General features: G+C 67.3%; 9 protein-coding genes. All 9 read right to left on the bottom strand.

Going from position 1 to position 13,392, the window contains the following annotated elements; translation table 11 throughout:
• Window positions 1–254 precede the first annotated feature (254 nt).
• The 9 genes from V3B64_RS19790 to V3B64_RS19750 all read right to left on the bottom strand — a co-directional run bounded on the left by V3B64_RS19790 (window position 255) and on the right by V3B64_RS19750 (window position 13,079).
• Entirely contained in the window at window positions 255–1,706 is a 1,452-nt protein-coding gene (locus V3B64_RS19790) for an alanine/glycine:cation symporter family protein (protein WP_049399972.1), read from the bottom strand.
• A 10-nt stretch (window positions 1,707–1,716) separates the two neighbouring features.
• The gene (locus tag V3B64_RS19785) at window positions 1,717–2,709 is read right to left on the bottom strand and encodes a hypothetical protein (RefSeq protein ID WP_032130209.1); all 993 of its coding nucleotides are present in this window, start codon (window positions 2,707–2,709) and stop codon (window positions 1,717–1,719) included.
• A gap of 237 nt (window positions 2,710–2,946) precedes the next feature.
• The gene (locus V3B64_RS19780) at window positions 2,947–3,783 is read right to left on the bottom strand and encodes a TrmH family RNA methyltransferase (RefSeq protein ID WP_125892712.1); all 837 of its coding nucleotides are present in this window, start codon (window positions 3,781–3,783) and stop codon (window positions 2,947–2,949) included.
• Complete coding sequence (locus V3B64_RS19775) at window positions 3,776–5,296, bottom strand: alanine/glycine:cation symporter family protein (protein ID WP_121504477.1); 1,521 nt, start codon at window positions 5,294–5,296, stop codon at window positions 3,776–3,778. Before V3B64_RS19775 ends, V3B64_RS19780 begins: the two co-directional genes overlap by 8 nt.
• 178 nt (window positions 5,297–5,474) lie before the next feature.
• A complete protein-coding gene (locus tag V3B64_RS19770; protein WP_121504476.1) occupies window positions 5,475–6,014 on the bottom strand; it encodes a GNAT family protein in 540 nt (179 codons plus the stop codon).
• Window positions 6,007–9,132: an efflux RND transporter permease subunit gene (locus V3B64_RS19765; protein ID WP_071228525.1), complete on the bottom strand. Its 3,126-nt coding sequence runs from the start codon at window positions 9,130–9,132 to the stop codon at window positions 6,007–6,009. Before V3B64_RS19765 ends, V3B64_RS19770 begins: the two co-directional genes overlap by 8 nt.
• Window positions 9,129–10,235 (bottom strand): efflux RND transporter periplasmic adaptor subunit, encoded by a 1,107-nt coding sequence (locus tag V3B64_RS19760; protein WP_032130214.1) that lies wholly within the window; start codon window positions 10,233–10,235, stop codon window positions 9,129–9,131. Before V3B64_RS19760 ends, V3B64_RS19765 begins: the two co-directional genes overlap by 4 nt.
• Window positions 10,236–10,511: 276 nt before the next feature.
• Window positions 10,512–12,575, bottom strand: coding sequence for a TonB-dependent copper receptor (locus tag V3B64_RS19755; RefSeq protein WP_032130215.1), 2,064 nt, complete (start codon window positions 12,573–12,575; stop codon window positions 10,512–10,514).
• 72 nt (window positions 12,576–12,647) lie between these two features.
• Window positions 12,648–13,079, bottom strand: a complete 432-nt coding sequence (locus tag V3B64_RS19750) for a DUF2946 domain-containing protein (protein ID WP_121504473.1) — start codon at window positions 13,077–13,079, stop codon at window positions 12,648–12,650.
• Window positions 13,080–13,392: the final 313 nt, after the last annotated feature.

Raw genomic sequence — 13,392 nt, 5'->3', positions numbered from 1 at the left:
CCGGGCCGCGCCCCATGACCTGTGGGCGCCATTGCAATGAGCGCATCGCAATGCGCGCGGAACCTCCCGCTCGGCATTGAAAAGGGTTCATGCCCGGCGAAAGCAGCGGGAAGGGCGGTGCGAACCAAGGTTCGCACCCACCGGGTAATGGCGCACCCACCGGGTAAGGGCGCATCCACCGAGTAGTGGCGCACCCACCGGGCGATGGCGTGGGTCAGAGCCCTCGCCGTGGCGAGGGAACTGACCCGATCCTATCAGCCCTCCCACACGCTGGTGTTGCGCACACCCAGCAGCTTCGGGTTGAACAGCGGATCCTTGCCCGCCTGGCGATGCTGTTCGTAGTCGCGCAGCGCCGCCAGCGCTGGCTTCTGCAGCAGCAGGATGGCGATGATGTTCAGCCAGCTCATCAGTCCGACGCCGATGTCGCCCAGCGACCACGCGATCGTTGCACTGTTCACCGCTGAGTAGCCGGTCGCGGCCAGGAACAGCAGCTGGAACCCGCCCATCACCCACGGCGCGGGACGATCACGGCACAGGTAGCTGATATTGGTCTCGGCCATGTAGTACAGCGCCAGGATGGTGGTGAACGCGAACGGCAGGATCGCCAGCGCCACGAACGAGCGGCCGAAGCCCGGCAGCGCGGACTCCACCGCATGCTGCACGAAGCGCGGCCCGGCTTCGACGCCAGGCAGATTGCCCAGCAGCAGGCGCGCCTCATCCGGAATGCCGTTCACAGCCGGGTCGTAGACGTTGTACAGGCCCGTGGACAGAATCAGGAAGGCGGTAGCACTGCACACCACCATCGTGTCGATGTAGACCGAAAATGACTGCACCAGGCCCTGCTTGACCGGGTGGGTGACTTCGGCGGCGGCGGCTGGATGCGCACCGCTGCCCATGCCGGCCTCGTTGGACAACACGCCACGGCGCACGCCCCACTGGATGGCGGTGCCGATCATTGCACCGAACGCTGCATCCACACCGAATGCACTGCGCAGCACCAGCATGATCACCTCCGGCACTTTCTCTGCATTGAGCACCATCACCAGTGCCGCCACCAGCAGATACGCCACCGCCATCAACGGCACCACCCACTCGGCAACCCGCGCGATGCGGCGCACACCGCCGATCAGGATCGCGCCCAGCACCACCAGCAGAACCGCCGTGGTGGTCATCACCGGCACGTCCCAGGCTTCGTTCACCGCACTGGTGATCGCATTGGACTGGGTGCCGGCCAGCATCGCACCGGCCAGCACGGTGACCAGCGCAAACAGCACTGCATACCAGCGCTGGCCCAGGCCTTTCTCGATGTAGTACGCGGGGCCACCGCGGTACTGGCCCTTGGCATCGCGGTCCTTGTAGATCTGTGCCAGCGTGGATTCGATGAAGGCGCTGGAGGCGCCGAGGAAGGCGACGATCCACATCCAGAAGATCGCGCCCGGGCCACCAAAGGCGATGGCCATGGCAACGCCGGCGATGTTGCCGACGCCGACGCGGCTGGACAACGACAGCGACAGGGCCTGGAACGGTGACACACCGGCTTCGGAGCGCTCGTGCCGGAACATCAGGCGCAGCATCTCCGGCAGCGCGCGCAACTGGATGAAGCGGGTACGCACGCTGAAGTACAGGCCGGCGAGCAGGCAGAGCACCACCAGGTACGGGCTCCAGACGATGCCGAGGATGGTGTTGACGATGGATTCGATGTTCATCGGCAGCCCCTCAGAAGAACATGCCCAGGGCGACCTGGGGGCTGATGATGCGGCCGGTGTTGCGCCCGGCCACGGTGAATTCGACGCCGGCGATCAGGCCCAGCGACGGGCTGAAGTGATACTCCACCGCCGGCGCCAGGCTGACGTTGCGGCTGGCCGGACGGTGCTCTTCAATCCGCTCGATCGCACCACTGCCGTTGCGTGCGAAGCCGCTCAGACGCTGGCCGGTCTCGCGACTGGCGGCCATTTCCATCACCCCCACCCAGCGCGAATTGAAGCTGTACTCGGCGCCTACCGACAGGCCCAGTACCGAGCCGCGCGAAATGTGCCCCTGGAAGCTGTCATCGGTGCCGTACACGCTGGTGCCGGAAATGGCAGTGCGCGACGGTGCCGGCCCGGCGCTGAGCTGGGCGCGCCAGCGCACGGGGCGGTCATTGCCCAGCCACACCACCTGCTGCACGCCCAGCGCCGCGGTGGTGCGCTGAACGCCGTCGCCCTGTGCATCCAGCGGATTGCCGGTGATACGGTCATGGCTGCCGGTGCTGAAACGCTGCACCAGCGCGACCGAGATGGCCGGACGGGTGCCATCGGCATTCGGCGCCTGCAGCAGGTACTGCAGGCGTGCGGTGGTGTCACCGGCGCGGAAGCCGCTGCTGCGCGCACTGCCGGATTCGGAGCGCGAGGCACTCAGATTGACCTGGCCCATCACCCGGTCACTGAAGCCATAGATGATCGGTACCACCGTGGCCCAGGCGCCACTGTGCCCGGCACTGCGGCGACGATCACCGTTGTTGTCGTAGTGGTCGCGGCTGTCGACCCGCACCAGATAGGGCTCGATGTACCAGTTGCCCTGCGGCAGGCCGGCCGGATTCGGCGTGATCAACGGGCCGGTGAAATTGACACCATCGAGACTGCGTTCCGCGGCCTGTAGCGATGGTGCGGCAAGCGCAGCGAGTGCCAGCACCAGGCAAGTGCGACGTGTGCGGCGTTGGATTCGATGCATGGAACCACTCCTGTACGACGTTGGAAGGAACTCCACCGTGCGATGCAGGAAACGGCCCAGCAATGAGACAAATACTAAAATTGCTTGCCTGTCCATCAAGCGTGTTTGAAGCAACGCAAGCTGACGCGGATGACCCAGTTTGCTGCGCGTGCATCGTTTGCGCTCTTGCGCCGCGCAAAAGAAAACCCGGCCGCAAGGGCCGGGTCAGGAGATCAACACAGCATCAGCACGACGGGATCATCCGTGGCGGCGGCTCGCCCACTGTGCCAGCAGCACGGCCGTTGCCGAGGCCACGTTCAGGCTTTCCACCGCGCCGCTGCCGGGAATCGACAGCTGCTGGTCACACTGACTGGCCAGGCCGCGGTCCATGCCCTCGCCTTCGGCGCCCATCACGTACACCAACCGTTCCGGCAGCGACGCACGGAACACGTCGTCGCCACCATCAACGAGGGTCGCAGCCAGCCCGAAGCCGGCCGCACGCAGCTGCGCCATCGCCTGGGCGGTCTCCGGCAACTGCACCAGCGGCACCGACTCCGCACCACCTTCGGCCACGCGCGCAGCGGCACCGGACAGCGCAAGCGTGCTGCCCGCCGGCAGCAGCAGCGCCTTGACGCCAAAGTGCGCGGCCGAGCGCAGGATCGCACCGAAGTTGTGCGGATTGCCGACACCGTCCAGCCACAGCGCCAACGCCGGGCCTTCGCCCAGATCCTCCAGCCACTGCGCCAGCGGTACGACAGGCGCGCGCAGCACGTCGGCCACCAGGCCTTCGTGGTGCGTGGTAGCGGCCAGTTTGTTGAGGTCGCCCTCCTCCACCACGCGGTAGCCCACACGGTTGGCCACGCACCACTTCAACACCGGCTGCATGCGCGGAATCAGCGCGTCCACCAGGTACAGCTTGCGCAGCGCCTGCGGGCGCTTGGCGAACAGGGCCTGCACGGCGTTCCAGCCATACAGGCGCAGTTCGTCATTGCCACGCCCCGGCGGTGGCGGGGTGCCGCCCTCACGCGGTGGCAGCGGGGTGGCCCGCGGCGGTCGCGACGACGGGCGGCGGGCGTTCTTCCAGGGATCATTCACTACGGGACAACTCCAGCTTGCGTTGACGCCAGAAATCGGCGTTCTTGATGCCCAGGGCATCGGGGTCGAAAATCGGATCCAGGCCCAGCTTCTTCTGCCGCTCGTAATCGCGCAGGGCCAGCATGGCCGGCTTCTGGATGATGAGGATGGCGATGATGTTCAGCCAGGCCATCAGGCCCACGCCGATGTCACCCAGCGCCCAGGCCAGGGTTGCATTATGGAACGCGCCGAACACCACCATGCCGATGATGCCCAGGCGCAGCACCAGCACGGTCAGCGGTCGCTTCTTGTTGTGGTTCACATAGCTGAGATTGGTCTCGGCCATGTAGTAGTACGCCATGATGGTGGTGAAGGCGAAGAAGAAGATGGCGATGGACACGAACGCCGAACCCCAGCCCGGCAGCACGGCTTCCACACCCGCCTGGGCGTAGCCCGCGCCTTCCGGAATGCCGGCCAGGCCCTGGAAGATCGGCGGGGCACCGGCACCTGCCGCCGAGTACACGTTGTAGGTGCCGCTGGCCAGGATCAGGAACGCGGTGGCGGTGCACACCATCATGGTGTCGAAGTAGATGGCGAAGGCCTGCACGTAGCCCTGCTTGGCCGGGTGCGAGACTTCCGAGGCGGCTGCCGCGTGTGGGCCCGAGCCCTGGCCGGCTTCGTTGGCGTAGATGCCGCGCTTGATGCCCCACTCCACCGCCAGGCCCATCATCGCGCCGAACGCGGCGTGGGTGCCGAAGGCGCTGCTGAAGATGATGTTGAACATCTCCGGCACACGGTCGTAGTTGATGATCATGATGACAATGGCCATCAGGATGAAGCCGGCTGCCATGAACGGCACCACCACTTCGGCGAAGTTGGCGATGCGCTTGACGCCACCGAAGATCACCACGCCCAGCAGCAGCGCCACCACGATGCCGATGCCCAGCTTCAGCGCCTGCACCGACTCCATGCCGAAGGCCTGGCCATCGAGCGGGCCGCACAGTGCGGTGCCACGGCAGGCGTTGATGATGCTGTCGGCGATGGCATTGGCCTGCACGCCGGGCATCAGGAAGCCGGCGGCAATGATCGTGGCGATGGCGAAGGCCAGCGCGTACCACTTCAGGCCCATGGCCTTTTCGATGTAGTACGCCGGGCCACCACGGTAACGGCCTTCGGCGTCCTTGGTCTTGTAGATCTGTGCCAGCGTACATTCCACGTACGAGGTGGATGCGCCGAGGAAGCCCATCACCCACATCCAGAAGATCGCACCGGGGCCGCCGAAGGCGATGGCGGTGGCCACGCCGGCGATGTTGCCGATACCCATGCGCCCGGCCATCGACATGGCCAGGGCCTGGAAGGACGACACACCGGCGTCGGATTTCTCACCCTTGACGGTGAGGCGGCACATCTCGAGGAAGCCGCGGATCTGCATGAAGCGCGTGCGCAGGCTGAAGAACAGGCCGGCGCCCAGGCACGCGAAGATCAGTGCCTTGCTCCAGATGATGCTGTTGATGAAATGTACGGTAGCTTCCACGCGCGCTCTCTCCAGTCGGCGGGTTGTGAGGACGTCCCGTCGGCTGGAGGGGACCGGTCGATTCTCCCTGATCGAAGGCCGCTGCGGTAGCGCTGTGTTGTAGAGCCGAGCCCATGCTCGGCGTGGTGATGACGGCGGCCGAGCACGGCCTCGGCTCTACCGCGGCCGGCCCGCGTGTTCAGGGCAGCTGCGTGCGCACCCGGGCGAAGCGGCGCAGGTCGTGCAGCACCCCGCGCTTGTAGACCGCGCAGCGGTCCACGCCTTCTTCCTGGAAACCGTTCTTTTCCAGCACCCGGGCCGAGCCGAGGTTGAAGTCGACCACCCCGGCCTGCAGCCTGAACAGGCGCAGCTCGTCCATCACCCAGGGTGCGAACAGGCCGACCACCCGGGTCATCAGCCCCTGGCCCCAGTAGGCCTGGCCCAGCCAGTAGCCCAGTTCCGCCATGTGCCCGCGCTCGGCAGTGCCCTGCTGGGCCCCGACGCTGCCGCAGGCCTGGCCGTCGATCTCGATGGCCAGGTTCAGGGTGCCAGGGGCCAGCACGCGACCGGCGAGGAAGGCCTCGCCATCCTCGCGCGTGTACGGGTAAGGGAAACGATCACGCAGGCCCCGCGATACCTCGGCGTCGTTGGCATGGCGCAGCAGCGATTCCAGATCATCCGGGCGCCAGGGGCGCAGTTGGAAGCCGTCGCCTCGCAGCACGGTGGTCGGATCAGGCATGACCACCCACCGAGGGCGACTCCGCCTCCTGCTTCTCCAACTCGCGCTTCACCGCTTCCGGCGAGCGGGTGTAGGGCGCCAGCCGCGCGTAGAACGCCGGCACCACGAACAGCGACAGGAACGTCGAGAGGGTCACACCGAAGATGATCACGATGCCGATGGTGCCACGGCTGGCCGAACCGGGGCCACCGGCCACCACCAGCGGAATCGCACCGACCACGGTGGCGATCGAGGTCATCAGGATCGGGCGCAGGCGCACCATCGCCGATTCGATGATCGCCTCGCGCACGGTTCTTCCGTCGTCACGCAGCTGGTTCGCGAATTCGACGATGAGGATTCCGTTCTTCGCGGCCAGGCCGACCAGCATGACGATGCCGATCTGGCTGAACAGGTTCACCGTGCCACCGCTCACCCACAGGCCGACCAGCGCGCCGAGCACGCCCAGCGGCACGGTCAGCATGATGGTGAGCGGGTGGATGAAGCTCTCGAACTGCGCGGCCAGCACCAGGTAGACCACCAGCAGCGCCATGGCGAAGGTCAGCAGCACCGCGCCACCGGCACTCTGGTATTCGCGCGATTCGCCCTTCCAGTTCACCTGTGCGTACTGCGGCAGCTCCTCGCGCGTGACCTGCTGCGCCCAGGCAATGGCTTCACCCAGCGGATAGCCCGGCGCCAGGCCCGCGTTGATGGTGATCGAGCGCAGGCGGTTGAAGCGGTTCAGGGTGCCGGCCTCGGCCACCTCACTCAGCGTGACCAGGTTGGACAGCGGCACCAGTTCGCCGGACGTCGCGCGCACGCGGATGGCGGCCAGGTCGGCCGGGCTGGCACGGCCATCGCGACCGGCCTGCACCAGCACGTCGTACTCTTCGCCGTTGTCGACGAAGGTGGTGACGCGGCGCGAGCCCATCATGGTTTCCAGTGCCGAACCGATCGCGGTGACCGGCACGCCGAGGTCGGCCGCACGCTGGCGGTCGATGTTGACCCGCATCTGCGGCCGCGTTTCCTTGTAATCCGAGTCCGGGCCGACCAGGCCGGGGTTGTCGGCCATGCGCAGCAGGATACGGTCGCGCCACTGCGCGATCTCGGCATATTCCGGGCCGCCCAGCACGATCTGGAACGGCTGCCCGCCGCTGCGCACCAGGCCACCGCCCACCTGCGTACGCACGCGCACGCCGCGGATGGTGTCCAGTTCCTTCTGCAGTTCGTTGGCCACTTCCGGCGTGCCTTCGCTGCGCTGGCGCCACGGCTGCAGGAAGATGCTGACGCGGCCGGTGTGCATTTCCTCGCTGGCACCCCAACCACCGGGCACGCGTGGATTGGCGCGCACGATCGGTTTGTCCGGGCCAACATGCGGTGCCAGCATCGATTCCACCTGCTGCACCTGCTGCACGGTGTAGTCGTAGCCGGCGCCTTCCGGGCCATCGATCATGATCTGGAACGAACCGCGGTCTTCGGCCGGCGCCAGTTCCGACGGCAGCAGCTTGAGCAGGCCCCAGCTGGCGGCCAGTGCGGCCACCATCACCAGCAGGTAGATCCAGGTGCGGTCCACGTGGTGGTCGAGCACCCGCCCATAGGCCCCGGCCAGGCGTTCCAGGTTGCGGTTGATGAAGCCATGCAGGCCACGCGGTGCCTGCCCGGTATGCGGCTTGAGCAATTTGGAGGCCATCATCGGCGTCAGCGTCAGCGCCACAAAGGCGGACAACGCCACCGCCGCCGCCAGCGCCACCGCCAGTTCGCGGAACAGGCGCCCGGTGTTGCCTTCCAGGAACCCGACCGGCAGGAACACCGCCACCAGCACCGCGGTGGTGGCAATCACCGCAAAGGCGACCTGCGTGGTACCGCGCTTGGAGGCGACCAGCGGTGGCTCGCCCAGGTCGATGCGGCGCTGCACGTTCTCCACCACCACGATCGCATCGTCCACCACCAGACCGATGCACAGCACCAGGGCAAGCAGGGTCAGCAGGTTGATCGAGAAGTCGAACGCATACAGCGCGATGAACGCGGCGACCAGGCAGACCGGCACCGTCACCGCCGGAATCAGCGCAGCGCGGAAGCTGCCGAGGAACAACCAGATCACTGCCAGCACCAGGATCATCGCCTCCACCAGCGTGGCGTAGACGCGGTCCACTGCGGCTTCGATGAAGGTGGTGTTGTCGAAGGCAACGAAGATCTGCGTGCCCTTGGGCAGGGTCAGCGCGACCCGTTCGGCTTCAGCGCGCGCAGTACGCGCCACGTCCAGCGAGTTGGCGGTGGAGGTCTTGACGATGCCCAGGCCGATGCCCGGCTCGCCGTTGCTGCGGTAGTACGCGCGGCGCTCGGCCGAGGCCAGCTCGATCTTCGCCACATCGCCCATGCGCACCACGTAACCATCGCGACCCTTGCCCAGCGGGATGGTCGCGAAGTCTTCGGGCTTGATGTAGTTGCGCTCCACGCGCAGGGTGAAATCGCGGTCGGTCGACTCGATGCGGCCGGCCGGCAGTTCCACGTTCTCGTTGCGCAGCGCGGTTTCCACGTCGCCGGTGGTCAGCCCGCGCGCCGCCAGCTGGTCGCGGTCCAGCCAGATCCGCATCGCATAGCGCTGGCGGCCGCCGATGCGGACCTGGGCCACGCCATCGAGGCTGGAGAAACGATCGACCACGTAGCGGTCGGCGTAGTCGCTCAGCTCCAACGTGTCCATGGTCGAGGAGACCATGTTGAACCAGATGATCGGGTCGGCATCGCTCTCGACCTTGGCGATCTCCGGCGGACGCGCTTCCTCCGGCATGCGGTCGGCGACGCGGCTGACCGCATCGCGCACATCGTTGGCCGCCGCTTCGATATCGCGGTTGGAGGTGAATTCGATGCTGACCTGCGAGCGGCCGTTGGTGCTGCGCGCGTTGATCGTATCGATGCCTTCGATGCCGGCCAGCGCATCTTCCAGCACCTGGGTAATGCGGCTTTCGATGACCGCGGCCGAAGCGCCGGTGTAATCCACCGATACCGAAACGATCGGCGGATCGATGGCAGGCAGTTCGCGCAGGGTCAGGCGGGTGAAGGACATCACGCCCAGCACCAGCAGCAACAGGCTCATCACCACGGCGAACACCGGCCGCTGGATGGAGATGTCGGACAGCTTCATCCGCCGTGGCCCTCGGCCGCGACCGGTGCCGGTGCATCAGCCGGCTTCGCACCCGTGACCGGTGCGGCGTCCTTGGCCGCGACCTTCAGGCCCGGGCGCAGCTTGCCGGTGCCATCGACCACGATGCGCTGGCCCGCTTCCAGGCCCTGCCTGATCTCGACCACGCCGGCACGGCGCGCGCCGGTGACCACATCCACGCGCTCGACGCTGTCGTCGGCGGTGATGCGGTACACGAAGGTATCGCGACCGACCTGGACCACGGCGATTTCCGGAATCACCAGCGCCGGGCGCTCGGGGTGGAACAGGCGCACGTCCAGCAGCATGCCCGGGCGCAGGGCATGGTCGCCGTTGGCGAAGTCGGCCCGTACGGTCACCGCACGGGTGGCCGGATCGATGCGTGCGTCGACGGTGCTGACCACCCCCTCGAAGGTACGGCCTGGCCACGCCACGCTGGTGGCACTGACCTTGTCACCGACGCCGAGCGCGGCCAGTTCCACTTCCGGCACCTGGAAATCGATGTGCATGTGTTCGATGTCGTCGAGCGTGGCGATCACCGTGGTCGGCGTCAGCAACGTGCCCGGGCTGACCTGGCGGATGCCGAGCACACCGGCGAACGGTGCACGCACGCGGCGGTCACCGATGTCCGACTGCATCTGCGCCACACGCGCCTCGGCGGCATCGCGGATCGATTTCTGCGTATCCAGCGTGGCGCTGGACACCAGCCGCTGCGTGGCCAGCTCGCGCTGGCGCCTGTACAGCTGGTCGGCCTCATGGAAGGTGGCCTGCGCCTGCACCAGCGCGGCCTCCTGGGCCTGCCCGCGCAGGGTCACGATCGGCGCACCAGCGGCAACATGCTGGCCGCTTTCGAAGTGCACCTTCTCGACGATCTCGCTGACCTTGGCCGTGACGCTGATCGATTCGCGCGCCTTGGCCGTACCCAGTGCCTGCAGCGTGTCATTCCACTGCGTGGACTGCACGACCTGCGCGGTGACCGGCACCGCTTCTCCCTGCCGACGGGCGGCGGCCTCCTGTTTGCCCGCGCACCCGGCCAGCACGGCCAGGCTGAGGCCAAGGGCCAGGGTCGAAGCGATGCGAGCCAACATGAACGGTCCTGAGTGATCCACGGCCGCCGAGTGTAGGCAAGCGCCCACAGAAGCGATATGTGCCAAGCGTTTACTGGCGTGGAACCGGCGTCGCGATAGCGCCGTGAACCCGTTCCGTGCAAGGCTGACCGCAGCGGTGTCGGCATGTGTCGAGGTGTATCCAGCCGTGCACCGCAGGCGTTGCCATCGTAGAGTCGAAGCTGCCCGGCAGAGGGCGTCGGGCGGGGGCGGATCCTGGCGGGGATCCGGCCCCGGTTTTTTTTTACACCCGGCGGATCAGTACCGGTAGTTCACCTTCATCCACAGGCTGCGGCCCGGCTCGTTGATGCGCACCGGGTCAGCCGGAAAACCGAAGTCGGCGCTGCCGGCCAGATTCAGGTGCTCGCTGTAGGCACGGTCGAACAGGTTGTCGACGCCCGCGCTGAGCTGCAGCTGCGAACTGAAGCGGTAAGCAGCGTTGAGCGCGAAGGTGGCGAAGCCGGCACTCGGCCCCAGGTCCTGCGCGACCACATTGCCTTGGCCATTTGCGACACGATGCTGGTGGGTCACCGCGCGCAGCAGCGCACCGGCACTCCAGCGCTGGCCTTCCCAGTTCGCGCTCAGGCGTGCTTCCAGTGGTGGCATCTGCGGCAGCGGGCGATGCTGGTCGCGGTTCTCGCCCCAGGCATAGGCCAGCGTGCCGCCCAGCTTCCACTGCTCGGCCACGCTCACTTCCAGGCCCGCCTCGGCACCGGCAATGCGGGCATCGACGTTGCGGGCCTGGCTCATGCCCATCATGCCGCTGCCGTGGTAGGTGAACAGGATGTAGTCCTGGATCTGCCCGGCGTACGCCGACACCCACGCCTGCACACGGGGCCCCTTGTACTGCATGCCCACATCAAGCTGGGTGGTGCGCTCGGGCTGCACGCCGGTGAACGCGTTCACCGCACCGGCCGGGCCGTGGTTGGGCGAGAACAGCTCCCAGTAGTCGGGCATGCGTTCACTGTGGCCGAGGCCGGCGTACCAGGTCAGGCCATCGGCCAGGTCCTGCTCGTAGCGCAGGAAGCCGCTGCCAAGCCATTCCTTGCGCTGCAGGCCAGCGGTCGGATTCGGCCGGTTGCCCATCATCCCGCGCACCGACTGCCGCTCATCGCGGACGCTGGCGCGGTCGATGCGCAGGCCGCTGATCCAGCGCTGGTCGGTGCCGGCGCCAAGGGTCAACTCGGTGAACACGCCATAGCGGCGGAAGTTGGCATCGGTTTCCCAGGCGGCCTGGCGGTAGGTGTCGCGGCCCATGCCCATGCGGCCACGATGGCGGCTGTCTTCGCCATCCATACCCGCCACCAGCTGCACATCCTGCCAGCGCCACTCGGAACTGACCCGGCCGCCCTGGGTACGGCGATCCACGTTCGACGCCATCGGCATCGGCATCATGCTGTTCGGGTTCGGCGTGCGCAGCGTGTAGTTGTCCATCACATGGTCGGCGTTGTTGTAGTACACGTTGGCCTGCAACGTGTCCCATGCCCCCGGCAGGTTGCGCTTCTCGAAACGCGCCGCGTAGCTGGTGCGTTCGAACGCGGCACCGTCCATGCCACGGCCCGCGTAACGCGCGATCGCATCACCGGCACCGGCGGAAATTTCCAGCAGCGTGTCGGCATCCGGCGTCCAGCCGATGGCCACGTCGCCGTTCCACTTGCGCCACTTCGACGGCACCACGTCACCGTGGCCGTCCTTGTAGTCATCGGCTTCGGAACGGTTGCCGCTGGCGCGTACGTAGCCGGTCGGGTTGCCCAGGGTCAGGTCCAGCACCTGGTCGTTGCGGTTGCGCGAACCGACCAGCGCACTGGCATCGGCACGCAGGCCCGGCTCTTCGAAGCGCGGCGTATCGCGCTCGAAACGCACGGTGCCGGCCGACGCGCCCGCCCCCCAGCGCACGCTCTGCGGGCCCTTGATGATGGTCAGCCGGTCGAAGCTTTCCGGCGCGATGTAGGACAGCGGATTGTCCATGCGCGACGGGCAGGCACCGATCAGGTTGCCATCGTTGCTGAGGATGTTCAGGCGCGAACCGAACATGCCGCGCAGCACCGGGTCACCGTTGGTGCCGCCGTTGCGGATGGCGGAAAAACCGGGAACGGTCTTCAGGTAATCGGCACCGTCGCTGGCCGGCACCGGCTGCCGCGGCAGACGCGGATCGGTCACCCAGTGCAACGGGGACGACGGTGCGGCGGCGGTGACCACCATCGTGTCGAGGGTACGTGCCTCTTCTGCAGGCGCAGCGTGGGCCAGTGACGCGGCCACGGCCAGGCCAAGGGCAACCGGCAGGCGCGCGCAGGCGCCCGCGGGGCGGGAAGTCATTTTCATCGGAACAGCTCCAAAGTACGCACGCGCGCACGGCGCCGGGTCAGGCGTCGTGCGGCAGATTCGATAGGGATATCAGCGGACGAAGGAGAAGCGCGGTGGCCCGCGCGCGGCATGCGCCGGCCAACGCAGTGCCGGCAGCACCTGCTGCGACCACGGGAACACCAGGCGCGGCCGCCACAGCAGCGGCAACAGCAGCACCAGCACCGCCAGCCACGGCAGCAGGCGCATGGCCAGCACGCAGTATTCGCAGGCTTCGCCGTGCATGGCGTGGGGGTCGGGCGGGCGGCTGGGCGCGGCCGGCGCGGCGCCGTGCTGATCGTGCCCGGCCATGGCCATGTCGTGCATGTCATGGCCCATGGCGGCGTGGTCCATGCCTGCCATCGCGGCATGCTCCATCGGCTGCGCCTGCAGCGCGCGGCTGACCAGTGGCGCAAGCACCATCAACAGCGTCGCCAGGACGGCGAGCTGGAGCAGAAGGCGCTGCGGGCGGGACAGGCGGGTCACCCCGCTAGTGTAGAGCCGGGTCCAGGGTTGCCCGTGCGACGAACCGTCGCAGGCATTTGCGACACCCGTCGCAGGGTGTTCGGCAGGGCTGCGCCCTGCACCCGCAGAGGCCACGTCCACGGCAAGAGCCGAAGCAACAGCAGAAGCTGGTTTCCTGAGGGATGGCGGGGTGGGTCCAGTTGCGGGGGACGCCGTAAATCCGTCCATGGAGGCTCGGTCGCGCCATCCATGGCGCTCACGCCCCCGCAACCGGACCCACCCCGCCTTCGACAGATTTCTGCGATCTGCAGTAGATCCACGCCATGCGTGGATG

The organism is Stenotrophomonas sp. SMYL86 (assembly GCF_036320025.1).
GTDB classification, from domain to species: Bacteria; Pseudomonadota; Gammaproteobacteria; order Xanthomonadales; family Xanthomonadaceae; genus Stenotrophomonas; species Stenotrophomonas maltophilia_A.
Note: the sequence above shows the minus strand (reverse complement) of the source record. Positions and strands in the feature narration are given on the sequence as shown.

Coding starts and splice junctions, on each gene's coding strand:
- V3B64_RS19790 (WP_049399972.1), bottom strand. CDS start 1,706: ATGAACATCGAATCCATCGTCAACACCATCCTCGGCATCGTCTGGAGC.
- V3B64_RS19785 (WP_032130209.1), bottom strand. CDS start 2,709: ATGCATCGAATCCAACGCCGCACACGTCGCACTTGCCTGGTGCTGGCA.
- V3B64_RS19770 (WP_121504476.1), bottom strand. CDS start 6,014: ATGCCTGATCCGACCACCGTGCTGCGAGGCGACGGCTTCCAACTGCGC.
- V3B64_RS19765 (WP_071228525.1), bottom strand. CDS start 9,132: ATGAAGCTGTCCGACATCTCCATCCAGCGGCCGGTGTTCGCCGTGGTG.
- V3B64_RS19760 (WP_032130214.1), bottom strand. CDS start 10,235: ATGTTGGCTCGCATCGCTTCGACCCTGGCCCTTGGCCTCAGCCTGGCC.
- V3B64_RS19755 (WP_032130215.1), bottom strand. CDS start 12,575: ATGAAAATGACTTCCCGCCCCGCGGGCGCCTGCGCGCGCCTGCCGGTT.